We start from the raw sequence: 19,479 nt of genomic DNA on the forward strand, positions 1-19,479 counted from the left end.
TATACTCTGGTTTCTAAATTATTCTTTATCTGAATCATGATCACTGCTTTGAGATGATTTCTGACTCTGAGCACTTGATGATGAAGATTGAGCTTTACTTGAAGAAGAGGATGATGCTTTTTCACTATTATTTGATTGATGAACAGAACCATTATCTGAACGAGCAGAAGATCGACTAACAGTAGTATTAACAGTATTTGTATTATCATTATCGGTTGAAGAATTAGTATCAGTTTCTTCGTCGTCCTCATCATAACTAGCAGCGCTGTTTCCTACACCAGCTGTGGCATGACCACGAACAAATAACTGCCAAGTGCCACCGCTAGAAGCTACTTGTGGTGGATTAGAATTGTTGACTATTTTAGCACGAACAACAGACTTAGGTTGTTCCCAATTTAAGTTAGGTTTATTTCTCATTAAGTAGGTCATCATACTCTTGTAAATTAACTGAGCAGATTGTTGACCAATACCAGCAATTGTACCATCTTTCAAATTATCATAACCGGTCCAAACACCCATGACATATGAGCGAGTATAACCAACGAACCAAGAATCCTTTGGAGTTGAATTATAACTAGGATATTTAGCTAAATCTTCGTCTGAATATTTAACTGTCCCGGTTTTACCAGCTTGATATAAATCAGCAATTTTAGCACTAGTTCCAGATCCTCGTTTAATGACGCCTTTAAGCATATCTGTAATCATATAAGCAGTAGATTTTTTCATTACACGAACGCCATTAGAATCATAGTTTCTAGTTAAACCATCTGGGGTCTCGATTTTTGAAACGAATTGCGGCTTATGATAGATTCCCATTGTAGCAAAAGCACTGTAAGCGCCGGTCATTTGTAAACTGGATGCGTTAGCACCAATAGCTACTGATAGACCAGACTTAGGCGAAACGTTAACTCCCATTCTACGAGCAAATGCAGAAGCACGTTTAACTCCAACTTCAGCTAGAGTTTTAACCGCAGGCACATTACGAGATTGCTCTAAAGCTTTACGCATAGTCATCATACCGTCATATTTATTATCCCAGTCATAAAGTTGAATATTAGTTCCTGGATAAACATACTTACTATCATCGATCATCTTCGCAGTTGACCAGTTTAAGTATTGAATTGCTGGGCCATAATCAAGTACTGGTTTAATTGATGAACCTGTAGAACGACCAGTTTGAACAGCACGGTCAAGCCCCAGCTGAACAGAAGGTAAGTGACGTCCACCTAAGATAGCGACGACATGACCATTAGTTGGATCAACTACCGTCGCACCGATTTGCATCTTATTATTGGTGAATGGTACCGAACCATTATTAGCTAATTCATAAAGCTTATTCTGGGCTCTTTGATCAATGTTAACAGTAATTTTTAAATTATTATTATAAGGATCAAAACCCTTGCTTTTGACTTCGGATATTACTTCTTTAACATATGGATCATCGATCTTTCTAATTTTAGATTCATTTTGAGTTCGCCGAGGTTTTAGTCCTCGATTAATTGGTTCATTAGCTGCTTGACTGTACTGAGCTTTAGTAATCTTATTGTTTTGTAGCATTGTTTTTAATACAATGTTGCGTCGATATTTAGCTTTTTGTGGGTAAAGATATGGATCGTAAGCTACAGGAGCATTTGGCATCCCTGCAATTAGAGCTGTTTGGGCCAAATCCAAATTTTTCAATGGTTTATTGTAGTAGTAATTAGCTGCTGTTCCCATTCCATAATTACCATAATTCATGAATACCTTATTAATATAGAACTCTAGAATTTGATCTTTGCTAAACTCATGTTGCACCTTCATTGCTAACCAAGCTTCTTGAGCTTTTCTTTTTAACGTACGTTGAGAAGCTGCAGTTGAAAAAACAGTTAACTTAACAAGTTGTTGAGTGATGGTTGAACCACCGGCAGCAATACTGTTACTTTGGGCATTAGTTAGCATTGAACCAACGATTCTGATTGGATCAACTCCAAGTTTATCATTATAGAATCTCTTATCTTCAACAGAGACAACTGCATCTTTTAATTGCTGAGGAATGTCTTTATTTTTAACATAAATTCTTTTTTCTGACCCCAGTGAAAGCAAGAACTTACCATTATTAGTGTAAAGGCTTGATGTACCACCACTTTGTAATTGATCTTGACTAATATTGGGAGCATCTTTTACATAAAAAGCAAAAAGACCAATTCCAGAAACTACTACTAGCAAAACTATCAATAAAAACCATTTAATAATTTTGCCAAAAATATGCCCTTGATTTGACCTTCGGAGGTGATAATCTCTACGTGATTCACGTCTTATATTCTTATCTGCCATTATTCTCTTTCCCTATCTGCAATAAAGTCATCAACCGCCCTAAGATAGGGCAAGGTTGGACGAAAGCTGCTTTTAATTTCATAAGAATGAGCTTCAATTTCTTTTAGAGTCATTGAGCTTTTATCTTTTTCCCGCCAAGCGTGAATTACAAAACTAGCAGGAGTAACAAAATAACGTTCTAGACTCGCAAATCTAATAATTGCGAAACAGATCCCTTGTTGCTTTAAACATTCATCCAAGTGAAAAATCTGATGTTCATGAAAATTTTTCAGTGGGAAATTAGTTTTATTTCGTGTTTCCTTCGCTTCAAAATCAAGGTAATATCCCTTATAAACACCGTTATAATCAGTAGTCGAAGCTTGTCTAAAATAAGCTTCTCGAATAACTGCTCTAGATCGTTTAGGATAATCGACCTTAACTATCTGAACTGGGGTTGGTTTCTTATGAACAACAGCAATCTCTTCACTTAAATAATATTTATTTGATTCATTAATCTGTTGTTCAAGAGTCATCCCACGATCAGAAAAGTTAACGCCCTTTCTATGGGTATATGAGCGTCTTACTTTGTGTTCTTCTTTTTTTGTGACTGGTTTTCTAAATGCGGCTAAACTGCCGCTTGAATATTTGACCATTAATCTCACTCCTGTTAGCATTATAGCAATAAAGAACGAATTTTTGAATATTAGGAAGGGCTGGATGTAATGCAGCGATTATGGGTAACGGGGTATCGAAGTTATGAACTAAATGTTTTTAATGATCATGATCCCAAAATTACTATCATTAAATATGCCCTCAAAAATTATTTCATTAGTTTACTTGAGGAAGGACAATTAGATTGGATTATTACCGGTGCTAATCTGGGAGTTGAACAATGGGCAGCAGAAGTCGGCGTTGAACTTAATAAAAAATACCCAGTAAGAACTTCCATGATGATTCCTTATGAGGAATTTGCTAATCGCTGGAACGAAAACAATCAAGCGAAGTTTATCAACTTAAGAGAAAAAGTTGATTTTTTTGCTTCAACGTCTAGCACCCCGTATCAAGGTCCATTGCAATTACGTAACTATCAAAACTTTATGATTCAACATACCGATCGTGCACTAATGATTTATGATACTGATCATCCTGGTAAACCGAAATATGATTATAATTTAATCCAAAAATATCAAGAAACCAAAGAATATCCTTTAGATTTAATTGATTTTTATGATTTACAGGATGCTGCAGAAGAGTATCAGGAAAATCATTCTAAAGATGATTTTTTAGAATAGTAAAATTTTTATTAAAAGACGTTTCTTGGTTTTATCTAAGTCCGCTTTTTGCTAAAATAGGGTGGAATGTAAAGGAGTTGTCAGTAAGATGGCAAATTTAAATGATGTAAAATTATCAGCACAAGATATATTAAAAAAACAATTTAGAAGTAAAGTGAAAGGTTATGACCCAGATGAGGTTGATTCTTATTTGGATCAAGTAATCTCAGACTATGAAACTTTTCAACAAATTATTGAAGACTTATATGGCCAAATTGGGACGCTTCAACGTCAATTAATGGATGAAAAGACAAAAGAAAAGAAAACCGTTCAAGCAGAAGAAGCAGAGGAAGAGAAGGTTAAAACTTATACGCCAACGCATCGAAGAAATACTACAGCGTCTAGCTTTGCTCAAGAAGATGACGATCAAGGTGAAATTTCTACTAATATGGCAATTATCCAAAGAATATCAACTTTAGAGCGAAAAGTTTATAATTTGGAACAACACGTTTATGGCCTAAAGCAATAATTTTTGTTATAATAATTAACAGTGTGAATTTTGAGTAGGCGCGGTTGATTTTAGATCAACTGAGGAAAGTCCACGCACGCACAGACTGCGATGTCTGTAGTGATCGTATTCAGCCCAATAAGCTGGAGGAGAATCTTTGATTTTCACGGCGGAAAAAGTGCTAAATCTGCGGACATGCATTACTATCCTGAAAAGTGCCACAGTGACGAAGCAAGATCAGAAATGATCTTGGTGGAACGAGGTAAACCCTGCGAGTGTGAAACCCAAATTTGGTGGGGGAGTTTCGGTCAAAGGAAATGAACTAAAGACCGGATTATTGTGACTAGCAATAAAGATAGATGACTACTGAAGGTGATTCTGCCAAAATCACTGGAACAAAACGTGGCTTATAGAAATTCACATTGGCAGAGTTGGGCTTTTTAGCTCAGCTCTTTTTTATTTTTAAAGGATGAATGAATATAAATGATGAAAAAATACCAACTTTATGCAACAATGGGTGCCGGTTTTGAAAGCGTAGTTAATAAAGAGCTACAAGGCATGGGATATAAGACACGTGTCGAAAATGGACGAGTTTTTTTTAAAGGCAGTCAAGCCGATATTGTTAAGACTAATTTATGGCTTAGGACTGCTGATCGAATCAAGATTTTACTCAAGGAATTTAAAGCAACAGATTTTGATACTTTATTTAATGAAGTCTATGATTATGACTGGGCCGAATTATTACCAGTTGATGCAAAATTTCCTGTACAAGGACGAGCAGTCAAATCTAAATTGCACTCAGAACCAGACGTTCAATCAATCGTTAAAAAAGCAATTGTTAATAAAATGATTGATCAATATCATCGCCGTGGCTTTTTACCTGAAACGGGCAATGAATATCCATTAGATATTCATATTTATAAGAATATTGCTCGAATTTCTTTGGATACTACAGGAGCAAGTTTATTTAAGCGTGGCTATCGAGTAGAACATGGTGGTGCCCCATTGAAGGAAAATTTTGCAGCTGGGCTATTAAAATTAACACCTTATGACGGTACGCATCCCTTAATTGATCCTATGACTGGCTCTGGAACCCTGGCTATAGAAGCAGCTTTAATTGCTAAGAATATTGCCCCAGGAACTTGGCGTAAGTTTGCTTTTGACGGTTTTGATTGGTTTAACGCTGACTTGCATCAAAAAGCAGTGGCTGAAGCTAAAACTCAGGTAAAGCCTTTAGCAGCTCCAATTTGGGCAAGTGATATTGACCAATCGGTGTTAGAAATTGCTAAATTGAATGCTCATAATGCAGGTGTTTTACAAGATATTCGTTTTAAGCAGGTTGCCGTAAAGGACTTTACAACTGATTTAGAAAACGGCGTTATAATTGCTAATCCTCCCTATGGTAAACGATTGAAGGATCGTGAGTCAGCTGAAGCCTTGTATAAACAAATGGGAGAAGTTTTACGACCATTAGATTCCTTTAGTCAGTATTATTTAACTGCTGATCCTAATTTTGAAAAGTGCTTTGGTGCTCGAGCTACTAAAAAGCGTAAATTATTTAATGGTAATTTACGAGTAGATTTCTATCAATACTGGGCTAATAGAAGGTAAATTATGATTACAAAAGAGCTGAATACGGAATTTTGGGTAATTTCTGATACGCATCTAATTGCAGATAGTTTACATGATGAAGGTCAAGCTTTTGCTCGAATGCAAAAAACAAGTCAAGGTAAAGATCTTTACTATCAAGAAACTGTTTTGACTGCTTTTAGACGAATGGCACAACAGAAAAAGCCTGCCGCAATCATTGTTACAGGAGATTTGACCTTTAATGGAGAACGAGTTTCCGCAGAAAAATTTGCAGAGATTTTTAAACCCTTGAAAGATACTAAGGTTTTAGTTATTCCTGGAAATCACGATATTTTTGATGGTTGGGCTAGAGAATTTCGGGGAAAGAAACAATTTTATGCTGGTGAAATTAGTCCGATGTTTTGGCGTTCAATTTTTGATCGTTCGTATCGTCAGGCTACAGATGAAGATAGCAGTTCTTTAACTTATAGCGTACAACTTAACCCGCAGTACTTTTTAGTTTTAGCCGATTCAAATATATATGGTAAAGAGGAAACTACAGAAGCCCCGCATACTAGAGGAATGATTGGTAAAGAGCAACTTAAATGGATTGAAAAGCAGTTTCGGTATGCTCAAGAAAATAATTTACGTCCGATATTATTTATGCACCATAACCTCTATGTTCATAATCCAGCGGTAAATAAGGGCTATGTAGTTGACGATGCAGTTGAATTGCGTCGCATTTGTGCTAGATATAATGTTAAACTTGCTTTTTCGGGTCATATTCATGCTCAAAATATTATGGGACCACATGATATGACACCAACAACTGAAGTTGTTACCTCTAGTTTTTGTTCAAACGATCAGGGATATGGTGTAGTACGTGTTCATTCGCGTCATATTACTTATGTCCGACGTAAATTTAACATGACACGCTATCTTACAAAGCAAGAGAAACAAAATTATACTTTAGAACATTTTCATAAGTATTTAAAAGACTTACAATTAGGAAGTATTTCAGCAGATATGATGCAAAGCGAATTAAATACTTACCATGATGATATTGATTTAGTTCAGAGGATGGGTAAATTATTTGGTTGGATGAATTACCACTTTTTTACCGGTCATAATCATATTAAGGCAAGTGAGTTGGCCAAAATCCATGCGTCTGAAGAATATCAGATTTTGGTTAAGCATCATCCTGAATACCGAATCTATTTAAAAACTCTTTATGACACAAGTTCGCACACTAACTTACAAGTGAAAATTAAATATTGATAAATAGAGAGAATGTTGAAGAAACATTCTCTCTTATTTTTATGATTTTTGATACAATGGAATAAATGACTAAGTAGGGCGTGATCTAAATTCTAAAATCTAAACGACATCTTATATTTTTAGGAACTACAGGAATAATTTATTATTCTTGGCTCCTAATTGTCCTTTTAATAGCTATGATCTTAGGCTATGAAGGGAATAAGGCAATCAGTATTCCAGGAATAATAGTAGGACTCATTTTTATTGCTTTAGCAGGTTATACTTGGTATTTTTCATACTTACAAAAAACAGAAAAAGATTATTTATTTAAATTGCCATATCGCAATCAAGTACATGCGAAGAAAGTATTTTTATTGAAAAAATGGCACAATTTTGAAATTTATCAAGTAAGAAGCGAGTTTCAAAATTATTCTATTTTAGTTATTTCTAGAAAGAAGAAGTAGTTAATGAAATCAGATATCAAAATCGCACAAGGGACTAAGGAATTATCAATTGAGGAAGTGGCCGCAAAAGTTAACTTAGCAGCAAAAGATTTAGAACCATATGGTCATGATAAGGCTAAGATTAATTGGGCTGCCATTAATCAGATTCGTAAAAATAAAAAATTAGGGAAATTGATTCTAGTTACATCAATTTCGCCTACACCTGCGGGTGAAGGCAAGTCAACCATTACCATCGGTTTGGGGGATGCTATCCATAATCAATTGCATCAGAATACCATGATTGCTTTGCGTGAACCTTCAATGGGTCCCGTTTTTGGTTTGAAAGGTGGTGCTACTGGTGGTGGCATGGCTCAAATTATTCCGATGGAAGATATTAACTTGCACTTTACGGGTGATATGCATGCTTTAACTGCCGCTATTGATACTTTGGCTGCTTTAGTTGATAACTATATTTACCAAGATAATAGTCTGAATATTGATCCTGAAAGAATATTAATTAAACGGGGACTAGATGTTAATGACCGTGTTTTAAGAAAAATCACGGTAGGACAAGGTTCTAAATTCAATGGAATTGAGCATCAAGCCAGTTTTGCGATTACGGTAGCGAATGAATTGATGGCAATTTTATGTTTGGCTAATAATATTGCTGATTTAAAATCTAGGATTGGCGATATCCTTGTTGGATACACTAAAGATGATCAACCAGTTTATGTTAAGCAATTAGGCTTTGAAGGTGCAATTGCCGCTTTGCTTTCTAATGCGTTAAAACCCAACTTAGTTCAAACATTAGAACATACACCTGCATTAGTTCATGGGGGGCCATTTGCTAACATTGCACATGGCGCCAACTCAGTAATTGCAACTAATTTAGCATTGCATTTGAGTGATTATGTCTTAACAGAAGCCGGCTTTGGTAGTGATCTAGGTGGTCAGAAGTTTATGGATTTCGTATCTAAGCACTTGGACAAAAAACCAGACGCTACAGTTATTGTAGCAACGGTACGTGCACTGAAGTATCAGTCATTGGGCTCTACTGAAAAATTAGATCAGGAAAATTTATCTGCTTTGAAGGCAGGTTTTAGTAATCTTGAACGACACATGAATAATATGCGTTCATATAATATTCCAGTAATTGTTTTGATTAATCGCTTTGACTCGGATACCGACAAAGAAATTTCATTATTGCAACAATTAGTTGAAGATCAAGGAATTAAAGCTGAAGTTGTGACTTATCATGATGATGGATCTAAAGGTGGAGTTCAGGCAGCTCAAGCTGTAATTGATTTAGCTAATTCTGGTAAAGCTGAATTAACGTCAACTTACAACGATAATGATGATGTTAAAACAAAAATTGAGAAGATCGCGACTAAGATCCATCATGCTGATGGAGTAGAGTATACTGATAAAGCTGAGAGACAAATTACTGAGCTAGCTAAATTAAGCAAAGACAAATTGCCAGTAATCATTGCTAAGACGCAATATTCATTTAGTGATGACAAAAATAAATTAGGTGCGCCAACGGGATTTAAACTTCACGTTAAAGGCGTTAGTTTAAAGAATGGCGCTCGCTTTATAGTAGTAACTACTGGTCATGTTTTAGATATGCCAGGTTTGCCTAAGCATCCCGCAGCTTTAGATATTGATGTTGATAATGATGGCAAGATTAGCGGTTTATTCTAAAATGCAATTTTTATATTTAATTATTTCTTTATTAGTTGTCGTAGCTGATCAAGGTTTGAAAGCCTACATTATAAATAATTATGTTGTAGGCGAGACGCATGAGATTATTCCAGGATTATTATCCTTTAATTACTTACAGAATAATGGTGCTGCCTGGAATATTTTAACGGGTCAGATGTGGTTGTTTTATTTTATTAGTATTATTGCAATTGGCGTTTGTTTGTATTTTCTTTTTAATAAAAAATACAAGAATGCTTTGTTTGATACTGGTTTAGCTTTGGTACTTGGGGGAATTATCGGTAATTTTATTGATCGGATTCACTTAAAGTACGTAGTAGATATGCTTCAATTGGATTTTGTCCATTTTAATATCTTTAATATTGCTGATTCCGCTATTACTGTGGGCGTAATCTTAGTTTTTATTTATTTAATTTTTATTGCAGATAAGGATGATCAGAATGCCTAAGAAGTACACATTACTTGTTGAAAATGAACAAGGCCGATTAGACAAATACATTTCAGAACGAATTTCTGATCTTTCAAGAACGCGTATCAAAGAATTAATCAAGGATAAAAACATTTTAGTTAATCAAAAATCAGAAAAAGTATCTTACAAAATTCAAGCTGGCGATAAAATTGAGATTAATGTTCCAGCGGTTAAGCCATTAGATGTTGTTCCAGAAAATATCCCACTTGATATCATTTATGAAGATAATGATGTAATTGTAGTCAATAAGCCTCAGGGAATGGTAGTGCATCCTGCACCTGGACACCCTGATCATACTTTGGTTAATGCATTGCTTTATCATACTAAGGATCTAGCACAATCCCCGGAGGGCTTTAGACCAGGAATTGTGCATCGAATTGATAAAGATACATCTGGTTTATTAATGATTGCTAAGAATGCTAAAGCACGAGAATCTCTTGAAGATCAGTTAGCTCATAAAGCAAATAAGCGAATTTATTGGGCAATTGTTCACGGCAATTTTAACGAAGAGAATGGGACGATTGATGCACCGATTGGCCGTGATCCTTATAATCGTAAGAAAATGGCAGTTGTCGAAAATGGGAAAAAAGCCATTACTCATTTTAAAGTTTTAGAGCAATTTAAAAATTATAGTTTGATTGAATGTCAATTAGAAACTGGTAGAACACATCAAATTCGGGTTCATCTTGATTATATTGGTCATGCTGTAGCTGGGGATCCTTTATATGGACCTAGAAAAACTATAAAAGGTCATGGACAGTTTTTGCATGCTAAGGTTTTAGGCTTTAAGCATCCTAGAACGGGTAAATGGTTAGAATTTAGTGTTGAGCCACCAGAAATTTTTCAAAGAACATTAGCTGAATTAGAAAAAAGCAAGTGATAAAAATGAAACGTTATTTGATTTTAGAAGATGGCAGTTCTTTCCCAGGAGAAGGAATTGGAGCTAGTATTATTTCTACAGGTGAATTAGCTATTCAAACAACTAATTTTGGATATCAGGAAGCTCTGACAGATCCTACTAATGCTGGCAAGATTTTGGTCTTCACCTCGCCAATGATTGGTAATAATGGAATTAATGCCATTGACTATGAGAGTATTGATCCAACAGTTAAAGGTATTATTGCCAATGACGTCGCAATGAATATTTCTGATAGTGAAAATTTTGAAGATCTGAGCTCATTTTTGAAAGAAAAAAATATTCCAGCAATTTTTAAGGTCGATACTCGAGCTCTAGTTTATCGCTTAATGGAAGAGGGAACAATTAAAGCCTCGATTATGGATACCAATGATGAACATGCTTTCGATCAAATTAAAGCTTTAGTTTTGCCTAAGAATAAATCAGCAATGGTTTCAACTAAAAATGCTTATGCTTCGCCTAATGTAGGCAAAACTGTAGCTGTGCTTGATTTGGGTCTTAAGCACTCAATGTTAAGAGCATTATCTCTTAGAAAAGTAAATGCGACCGTTTTACCCTATGATGCTAGTCCAGTAGATGTAGAGAATCTACGTCCTGAAGGAATTATAATTTCTAATGGACCGGGTAAGCCTGAAGAAATTATTAATAAGATAGCACTAGTTTTAGATCATTTTTATGGTAAATATCCTATTTTAGGAATTGGCTTGGGATTTCTCGTGTTAAGTGAGTATTTAGATTTCGAGTTGGTAAAATTACCACAAGAATTTGACGGAACTAATTATCCTGTAATTGAACAAAATAGCAATGTTATTTGGCAGACTTCAATGAATATTGATCAGTTAGTTTTGCCCGATAGTGTAAAGATGAATATGAATCGTGAGTATTTTGATTTGCATAGTGAATTGATGGCAGGTTTTTGGAATACTAAAGATAAGTTAATAGCAACTGCTTTTAATCCTGAGGGCGCACCAGGTACACATGATGCAGATGAAGTTTTTGATTATTTTGTACAAATGATGGAGTAAATTTATGCCATTAGAGAATGATTTGGATAAAGTATTAATAATCGGTTCAGGCCCAACTTTAATTGGTAGTGTAGCTGAAATGGACTTAATGGCAACTGAAGCAATTAATGCATTGACTGAAGAAGGTATTGATGTTGTGTTGGTCAATCCTAATCCAGCTACAATTTCTACTGATAAAAAGCCTAATGTAACAGTATATTTAGAGCCAATGACACTAGATTTTCTTAAACGAATTCTTAGAATGGAAGAACCAGATGCCATTATTACGGCTTACGGTTCGACTAATGGATTGAAGGTCGCTCATAAATTGCTGCAAGATGGAATTTTGGAACAAATGGGAATCCAATTGTTAACCCTGAATTCTCGCATGTTGCAAATGGGTAATCAACAAAAGCGAACAGAATTATTAGGAAAGCTACATATCGATACTGCACGAAGCTGGGAATTGAATCAGGGTATACAAGCTATTTTAGATACTTCAGCAGAAGATATTAAAGATAAAGTCTCATTTCCAGTTTTAGTAACCAAGTATAATCGTTTTGTTCACAATGAGCATTTATGCTTTAATACAGCAGCTGACTTAGTAAACTATTTTAAGAAGGAAAAACAAAACGATAATTTTATCTGGAAGAATTATCGTTTAACAGAGGATTTGTCCGCCTGGGAAGAAGTTATCGTTGATGTAATCAGAGATAAAGACGGTAATCTAGTCTTTATTAACTTCGCTGGATCAATTGAACCAGTAGCAATTAATTCTGGTGATTCTGCCGTAGTCATGCCATCTCTGACATTGAATAACGATCACATTCAAGAGCTGCGTGAAGCCGTTAAAAAAATAGTCGATAATCTAGAAATTGTAGGCTTCACTAGCTTTCATTTTGCTGTTAAGCATCATGGTACACAAATTAGATCGAAATTGCTAACAATGCGTCCCCGACTAACTAGGAGTTCAGTTTGGGCACAAAGAATTGCTCTATATGATGTAGGCTATGTGGTAAGTAAAGTAGCTATTGGTTATCGTTTAAACGAGATTACGGATCCTTTGTCTGGACTTAATGCTGCAATTGAACCAGTGTTAGATGCAGTTGCTATTAAAATGCCATATTGGTCATTTGCAGACTCTGGTTACAATCATTATCGTTTAAATAATACGATGCAAGCTAGTGGGGAAGCTATGGGAGTAGGTCGCAACTTTGAAACTGCTTTCTTAAAAGGGCTTGATGCCACAGTTAGTTTAGATGTGGCTTGGTTAGCCTTTATGAGTGAAACTAAAAAAAGTGACGAAGATATTTTAATAGATTTGCGTCAACCAGATGAGTTGCATTTAGTAAAACTGCTAGCTGCGATTGCGCATGACTTATCGTTTGTTCAATTGCAATCTATTACTCATTTGCATCCCATTTATTATCAAAAATTACTTCACATTGTTAATATTGGTAAAAAGCTGGTGCAAAATAAGGATAATATTTCTGCAGAATTAATGGAAGAAGCTAAAATATATGGTTTCTTTAATCCTTTATTAGCTAGAGTGTTAAACATTCCTTTAAATCAGGTAAGGAAAATAATTGACAGGTTTGATCTTAACCCGTCGTATTTAAAGATTGATGGTGCTGCGGGTGTTTATAAGCCTAATGTTTGTGCGTACTATAGTGCTTATAATGCTCAAAATGAAGCTCAAACTTTAGAATCAACTAAGAAAATTTTGATTGTTGGTATGTTACCACTACAAGTGTCTGTTACTAGTGAATTTGATTATATGATTGCACATGCTGCAGAGACTTTACATAATAATGGCTATGTTACAGTTCTACTTTCAAATAATGACGAATCTGTTTCTTCGAGATATAAAGATATTGATCGTGTATATTTTGATCCAATTACCGTAGAAAATATTTTGACAGTTGCCAAGCGCGAACATATTCAAGATGTATTATTGCAATTTTCTGGTAAGAGAATTAGTGCTTTGAGTAAACAACTAGAAGAGTCAGGGCTACATATAATTGGTCAAAAAGCCGAGGAAGATCCCCATGATAAAATAATTCAACTTTTGAGTAAACAATATCCTGAACTAAATCGAGTACCGGCTTTGAAAACTAAAGATTCAGCTCAAGTTTTTGATTTTGCAAATCAGAATGGATTTCCGATTTTAATTGGAGGAACCAATAAAGAAACCAAACAAAAATCCGCTGTAGTATATGACATCCCAGCAATTAAAAAATATCTAGCAGAAAATCAGTTAGATCAAATTACTGTTTCTCGTTTTATTGAAGGTAATAAATATGAAGTGACTGCAATTTCTGATGGAGAAAGTGTCACTTTACCAGGAATTGTTGAGCATTTAGAACAGACGGGATCACATGCCTCTGATTCTATTGCAGTTATTCAACCACAAAATCTGACCTTAGAACAACAAAAAATGATTGAGCAAGAATCAATTAAGTTAATTAGAGAATTAAAAACTAGAGGGATCTTTAATTTACATTATTTATTTGTTGGACATGATTTGTATTTGTTGCAGATTAAGCCATACGCTGGTCATAATGTAGCATTTTTATCTAAATCATTAGATCGTGATATTACTGCTTGTGCCACTGAAGCTTTGATTGGAAAAAATTTACTTGAGCTCGGTTATCCTAATGGATTATGGAAGACTAGCAATTTTATTCATATTAAAATGCCTGTCTTTTCATACTTAAACTATAGTAGTGGCAATACTTTTGACTCAAATATGAAATCATCTGGTTCTGTAATGGGTAGAGATACTCATTTAGCTAAGGCGTTATATAAAGGATATGAGGCAAGTGATTTACATATCCCTAGTTATGGCACAATTTTTATTTCAGTTAGAGACGAAGATAAAAATCGAGTAACAGAATTAGCTCGGCGCTTTGATCGACTAGGATTTAAATTAATCGCAACAGAAGGTACTGCCAATATGTTTGCGGAAGCTGGAATTACTACAGGTGTAGTAGAAAAGGTTCATAATGATCCACGTAACTTATTAGAGAAGATCAGGCAACATAAGATAGTAATGGTAGTTAATATTACTAATCTATCTGATGCAGCTAGTGAAGATGCATTGCGGATCAGAGATGAGGCTTTGAACACGCATATTCCCGTGTTTTCAAGTATTGAAACTGCTGAATTAATTTTAGATGTTTTAGAATCACTAGCACTAACTACACAACCAATTTAATAAAAAATAAAGTTATCCATTAAGATGACTTTATTTAGATAATAGCATGTCTGCTGGTCAGGCATGCTATTTATTTTTCAATTTTCTTTGGCATAATTTCTTCTTCTTCTGGCGTAACTTCAATCGAGTTTTGTCCTGTATAAATTACAAAACCAGGTTTCGCACCATTAGGCTTTTTCACGCGTTTATCCTGAACGTAATCTACTTGAACATGAGCAGAATTTTTACCTTTGGAGAAGAAAGCAGCGATTTCGGCAGCTTCCTTAATATCTTTTTCGCTTGGTTGATTATCACGTAAAATAACGTGAGAACCGGGCATATTTTTAACATGGAACCAATAATCAGATTTGTTCGCCTTTTTCAAAGTAAGCCAATCATTTTGATAATTATTTTTACCTACTAAGACATGCTTACCTGAAGAAAGCTTAAACTCATTTAAATTACGCTCAGTGACCTTTTTACGACGTCTAGTCTTCTTTTGTTTATGAATGTAGCCTTGATTAATCAGTTCATCAGTGATTTGATCAATATCTTGCGGATCTGCATTATCAATTGCTGTTTGAATGGAATCGAAGTAACGCAAGTTGTCCTGTGCGATTTTAATTTGCTCATTAATGTGTTTAATTGAGTCACGCAATTTTTTGTAGCGAGTAAAATATTTTTGAGCGTTTCGTGCAGGGGAGAGTGCAGGATTAAGCTTTATTTCAATAGGTGCATTATTATCATAATAGTTAGGTAATGAAATTTTATTTACCCCTGGTTTTATTTGTGGTAAGTGAGCATTTAGAATTTCTCCCTTAATACGATAGCCTTCTGAGTTTTCGGCTAGATTTAATTGTTTTTCAAGCTTTTTAATTTTCTTGCTTAGCTTTTTCTGTTCATTTTTAACAACACGTTCGACTTGACTAGCTCGTTGTTTTACCCAATCACGGTTAGCTTGATATTCATAAAAATCATCTAATCCCATGTTTAGATCAGGATCAGAACTTTCTTTTTCCAAATCTAAGTGGTAAGGGAGATAGCAGAAAATTTTGCGTTTATTTCTAGGAGTTTTTAAAACGAAAGCTCGCGGATTGTCAAATTGATTGAAGAAAGTTTTAAAAGAAGAAAAACTGTAATCATCTTCAAGATAACCTAACAGTTCATTACGATCATCCCGATCTAAACCATCTAATTTTTGAACTAACGTGGAAGCATCAATATCATGACTTAGATTTTTAAAATCATTTTCAGATATGTTTAAACCATTAATTCCTGGTTTTAGTGGAGGTAATTCGTATTTTGCTTTTGGTAGTAAGATACGAGCTCTATTTTCATCGGGATTAATTCGTTTAAGTAAGTCGATGATATGGTTATCCTGTTTGTTATATAGAATTACATTACTATGTCTGCCCATTAATTCAACGGAAAGGATTAGCTTGACTTGATCACCCAGTTCATTTCGATTGCTGAAATGAAAGTTAATAATTCGATCTAAACCAACTTGTTCAATAGACTGTAAAACCGACCCCTCTAAATATTTTCTTAGTACCATAACAAAGATTGGTGCTTTATCTGGATTAGCAATGGTTTGTTTAGTCAGGTATGTTCTTGGATATTGTGCATTAGCCGAAATCAATAATTGATAATTTCTTCTGTTTTTTCGAAAAATTAAGATTAGATCTTGTTTAAATGGTTGATAAATTTTCGATAACCTACTGTCTACTAGAGTAGGGGTTAAATCATGTAATAAACTATGGATAAATAATCCATCAAATGCCATATGTATCACCTCAAAATACTCTAAATATTATAACAGGAATTCTATCAATTCTAAAATGAAAGTACTCATAGTATATATAAGCATGTTCTTATGCATAAGCTTAAATTAATAGATGCTTTGTTTCACAAAGAGCCTTAATTCTAATAGGCGATAATGTTTCACAACAAAGAAATACTGCTAAGTCTTTTAAATGTCACGAAGTAGTATTATCAAATCCTTTATTAAATGATAAAATACAACTATAGCAAATCTACTTTGGAGAAAAAGGACGGTATATATGGATGTATTATTTTTTAGCACAATTGCTGATCAAATTAAAAAGGAAATAAATCACAAATGTGGTCTGAATATTTCACAAACTAGAATACTCTTATTTTTTGATCAAAATGATAATAGGGCTCTAACAATGGGGAAACTAGCTGGGGCACTTAATATTTCACTTTCTACCTTAAGCCGTCAGTTGCAGCAAAAGAAAACCAAAAGCTTTATTAAAATTATACGTTCTGAAAAGGATTCAAGCAAAATTGTAAAATTAAGCTCTGAAGGACTTAATAAAGCAAGTGAATTAAAAAAAGCACTTAATCAAATTGAACGCTCTTTGTTTGTATACCTAGATCAAGATGCTTCAGCTTTGTTTATTAAGCAGTTAGAAAAAATAGCGCATAGCTCTACTAGTGAAAGAATGTAATAGGGTGCGAAAGTAGATACTTTTATGCTATAATTTTCTTATATTATATAAACTTTAAATTAAGAAGGGTTAATTAAATTGAAAATCGCATTAGTTACCGACAGTACTAGTGTCTTAACCGAGCAAGAAGCTAAGGAGAATAATATTAATATCGTTCCTATCCCCGTTATTATTGGAGATAAAGAATATATGGAAGGCATAAATATTACTTCAACACAGCTTTTTGAAATGCAAAGACAAGGTGCTGCTTTTCCTAAAACTTCCCAACCCAGCATGGGAGAAATGATTGAATTATTTAATAAACTTCATAGTGAAGACTATGAGGCCATTATTGTTATCACTTTGTCTAGTGGCATTTCTGGTTTTTATCAAAATCTAGTTAATATGAAGCATAATAATCCTGAGTATAATTTATACCCATATGATTCTAAGATGACGGTAAGGTTACAGGGGTATTTGGTATTAGCAGCTGCTAAGATGATTAAAAGTGGCATGGAGCCAGAAGTTATTCTGAAGAAATTGGATGAAATTCGTAAAACAATCGATGAATTCTTTGTGGTAGATGATCTTAAGAACCTTAGTCGTGGCGGACGATTAAGTAATGCTGGAGCATTTATTGGGACGATGTTGCAGATTAAGCCACTTCTTACTTTTAATGAAGATGGTAAGATTGTTGCATTTGATAAGATTAGATCATTAAAGCGAGCTGTATCAAAAGTCGAAAAACTTACGTTAGAAAAGACAGCACAATTGTCGTATAAAGATAAACTACGATTATTTGTTTTCCATTCTAATGATCTTAAACAAGCTGAAGAGATTAAAGAATTTATTAATACTAATTTTCCAGGTAAACCTGTTGATGTAGCTGAGTTTAGTCCAGTGATTGCTACTCACTTAGGTGAAAAATCGATTGCTATTGCTTGGATGATAGACATTGAGAAATTAGATTTAACTAAATAGAGTCAAAGAGATTAGGATTAAAGTCCTATTCTTTTTTATTTAAAATTATAATAGCATATTTATTATGGCTATTAAAGCCACTAGTGATAATAAATATGCTATCAAGATCTCAAAAGTATTGAGACTTTACAATAGTAAAAATATTATGGAAAATCAAAAAAGTGTTGATATTTCAACACTAGTCTTTATTTAGCTTAGAAATTTCATTTAATGCATCACGTTGCTTTTCTTGATCAACATGTGTATATAGGTCAGTCGCTGTTGTTCCTTTTTGTCCCAACTGTTGGGCAACTAAAACTTGGTCCTTAGTCACACTATATAATTCTGAAGCTAACGTGTGACGTAACTTATGCGGTGTAAGAGGGTGTCCAAAGGCGGTGGAATATTTACTGACCATTCTTTCAATTGCATTAGAAGTCATTCTCCGTGTTTGACTATGCCAGCGCGTAAGAAAGAATGCTGTTTGTCTCGAATCAGCCGCGTAGCGCTTGTCTCGAATATTTTTATAAGCATTAATATAATTCAGCGTCCATTCCGCAATTGGCACGCTGTCTTTTTGTCCGCCTTTTCGAGTAACATCTAGGACTGCATCTTTTAAATTCAGATCTTGTAGATCAACGCCTGCACATTCAGACACTCGGATACCGGTTCCTAAAATTAAAGCGATAATTGCCATATCACGTTCTTTATTTCTTTTGAAGCCTGGTTTAGCTTGCTGATTACATGTAGTCTCATAATCATGGGCAATAAAATCTAAAAATTCAAACTTAAGCTTGCCTGTATACATGTGAGATTCTAAGACGTGTGCACGATAATTTAAAGTTTTCGTATCATTTAATGAGTGAATGCGAAGCATTACGTTATGTTCAAAATAAGGTTGCCCATCATTATTTTCAGCAACTGTAATGGTTAAAAATTTAAACAGGGAACGAAGAGCATTAATTGAACGATTAATCGTAGTAGGAGAGCTTAGGTGTCCCTGTTTATTTTTAGTATGACCAAGATAATCGATATAAAGCATAATGTCATTGCGAGTTAAATGAGCTAAGGTATCGGTTGTAACGTGTAAATTATTGGAAGCGTTAGAAATACCTTCTTGACGTAACCAGTCAAAAAAACGCCGAAACTCTGCTAAATATTGATAGGTAGTCGTAAGTGAATGCTGCGTTTCAAAATTGTATTGCTTGACATAATCTGGCGCTTTTTTGAGTTCAATTTTGATTAATTCTAAGCATTTGGCAGTTTCCATAAATCATTCTCCTTCAAACTGATGTTCAAATTATATCATAGGGCATCCCACAAAAACAAAAAACACCTATCTAATCCAGATAGGTGGCAAAATAGCTAAATTAAATTAAGTACTCCTGTTGAAAACAATAATATCTATAGTAATATTGTAAAGCA

16 protein-coding genes and 1 other RNA gene are annotated in these 19,479 nt (G+C 34.4%); 13 read left to right on the plus strand and 4 right to left on the minus strand.

From position 1 onward, the window contains the following. Positions 1-18 precede the first annotated feature (18 nt). Positions 19-2,313, minus strand: a complete 2,295-nt coding sequence (locus ICI50_RS04810) for a PBP1A family penicillin-binding protein (protein ID WP_095341989.1) — start codon at positions 2,311-2,313, stop codon at positions 19-21. Continuing rightward, positions 2,313-2,945 carry a Holliday junction resolvase RecU gene (gene recU, locus ICI50_RS04815; RefSeq protein WP_095341990.1) on the minus strand — a complete coding sequence of 211 codons (633 nt, stop codon included), beginning with the start codon at positions 2,943-2,945 and terminating at the stop codon, positions 2,313-2,315. Before recU ends, ICI50_RS04810 begins: the two co-directional genes overlap by 1 nt. Before the next feature lie 69 nt (positions 2,946-3,014). Here recU and ICI50_RS04820 point away from each other — a divergent pair, with 69 nt between their 5' ends. The 11 genes from ICI50_RS04820 (at position 3,015) to ICI50_RS04870 (ending at position 14,665) form a co-directional block, all read left to right on the plus strand. Then, positions 3,015-3,584 (plus strand): SLOG family protein, encoded by a 570-nt coding sequence (locus ICI50_RS04820; protein ID WP_013854009.1) that lies wholly within the window; start codon positions 3,015-3,017, stop codon positions 3,582-3,584. A gap of 88 nt (positions 3,585-3,672) precedes the next feature. Beyond that, positions 3,673-4,092, plus strand: coding sequence for a DivIVA domain-containing protein (locus ICI50_RS04825; RefSeq protein WP_013854010.1), 420 nt, complete (start codon positions 3,673-3,675; stop codon positions 4,090-4,092). 26 nt (positions 4,093-4,118) lie between these two features. Continuing rightward, an RNA gene (rnpB, locus tag ICI50_RS04830) (RNase P RNA component class B) lies at positions 4,119-4,486 on the plus strand. 71 nt (positions 4,487-4,557) lie between these two features. Beyond that, on the plus strand, positions 4,558-5,682 hold the full coding sequence (locus tag ICI50_RS04835; RefSeq protein WP_025084070.1) for a THUMP domain-containing class I SAM-dependent RNA methyltransferase: 1,125 nt from the start codon (positions 4,558-4,560) through the stop codon (positions 5,680-5,682). 3 nt (positions 5,683-5,685) lie between these two features. Further along, a complete protein-coding gene (locus ICI50_RS04840; RefSeq protein WP_188892044.1) occupies positions 5,686-6,918 on the plus strand; it encodes a metallophosphoesterase family protein in 1,233 nt (410 codons plus the stop codon). Positions 6,919-7,031: 113 nt separating this feature from the next. After that, a complete protein-coding gene (locus ICI50_RS04845; protein WP_025084071.1) occupies positions 7,032-7,361 on the plus strand; it encodes a hypothetical protein in 330 nt (109 codons plus the stop codon). Positions 7,362-7,364: 3 nt separating this feature from the next. Then, on the plus strand, positions 7,365-9,041 hold the full coding sequence (locus tag ICI50_RS04850; RefSeq protein WP_188892046.1) for a formate--tetrahydrofolate ligase: 1,677 nt from the start codon (positions 7,365-7,367) through the stop codon (positions 9,039-9,041). 1 nt (position 9,042) lies between these two features. Then, a complete protein-coding gene (lspA, locus tag ICI50_RS04855) occupies positions 9,043-9,507 on the plus strand; it encodes a signal peptidase II (protein WP_056941210.1) in 465 nt (154 codons plus the stop codon). Further along, positions 9,500-10,408 carry an RluA family pseudouridine synthase gene (locus tag ICI50_RS04860; protein WP_188892048.1) on the plus strand — a complete coding sequence of 303 codons (909 nt, stop codon included), beginning with the start codon at positions 9,500-9,502 and terminating at the stop codon, positions 10,406-10,408. The genes lspA and ICI50_RS04860 overlap by 8 nt, the downstream gene beginning before the upstream one ends. A 5-nt stretch (positions 10,409-10,413) precedes the next feature. Then, positions 10,414-11,469: a carbamoyl phosphate synthase small subunit gene (locus tag ICI50_RS04865; protein ID WP_013854017.1), complete on the plus strand. Its 1,056-nt coding sequence runs from the start codon at positions 10,414-10,416 to the stop codon at positions 11,467-11,469. 4 nt (positions 11,470-11,473) lie between these two features. Beyond that, on the plus strand, positions 11,474-14,665 hold the full coding sequence (locus ICI50_RS04870; RefSeq protein ID WP_188892050.1) for a carbamoyl-phosphate synthase large subunit: 3,192 nt from the start codon (positions 11,474-11,476) through the stop codon (positions 14,663-14,665). A gap of 70 nt (positions 14,666-14,735) precedes the next feature. On the opposite strand, the gene ICI50_RS04875 is transcribed toward ICI50_RS04870, so the two are convergent. Continuing rightward, a complete protein-coding gene (locus ICI50_RS04875; RefSeq protein ID WP_188892052.1) occupies positions 14,736-16,427 on the minus strand; it encodes an Rqc2 family fibronectin-binding protein in 1,692 nt (563 codons plus the stop codon). A gap of 277 nt (positions 16,428-16,704) precedes the next feature. On the opposite strand from ICI50_RS04875, the gene ICI50_RS04880 reads away from it, so the two are divergent. Together ICI50_RS04880 and ICI50_RS04885 are read left to right on the plus strand one after the other, a co-directional pair. Further along, entirely contained in the window at positions 16,705-17,115 is a 411-nt protein-coding gene (locus tag ICI50_RS04880) for a MarR family winged helix-turn-helix transcriptional regulator (protein ID WP_013854020.1), read from the plus strand. A 78-nt stretch (positions 17,116-17,193) separates the two neighbouring features. Beyond that, on the plus strand, positions 17,194-18,075 hold the full coding sequence (locus ICI50_RS04885; protein WP_013854021.1) for a DegV family protein: 882 nt from the start codon (positions 17,194-17,196) through the stop codon (positions 18,073-18,075). A gap of 178 nt (positions 18,076-18,253) precedes the next feature. Here ICI50_RS04885 and xerS read toward each other — a convergent pair whose 3' ends face one another. Next, positions 18,254-19,324, minus strand: coding sequence for a tyrosine recombinase XerS (xerS, locus tag ICI50_RS04890; protein ID WP_013854023.1), 1,071 nt, complete (start codon positions 19,322-19,324; stop codon positions 18,254-18,256). Between the last annotated feature and the right edge of the window lie 155 nt (positions 19,325-19,479).

Origin of the sequence: Lactobacillus kefiranofaciens (assembly GCF_014656585.1) — a bacterium.
GTDB lineage: Bacteria > Bacillota > Bacilli > Lactobacillales > Lactobacillaceae > Lactobacillus > Lactobacillus kefiranofaciens.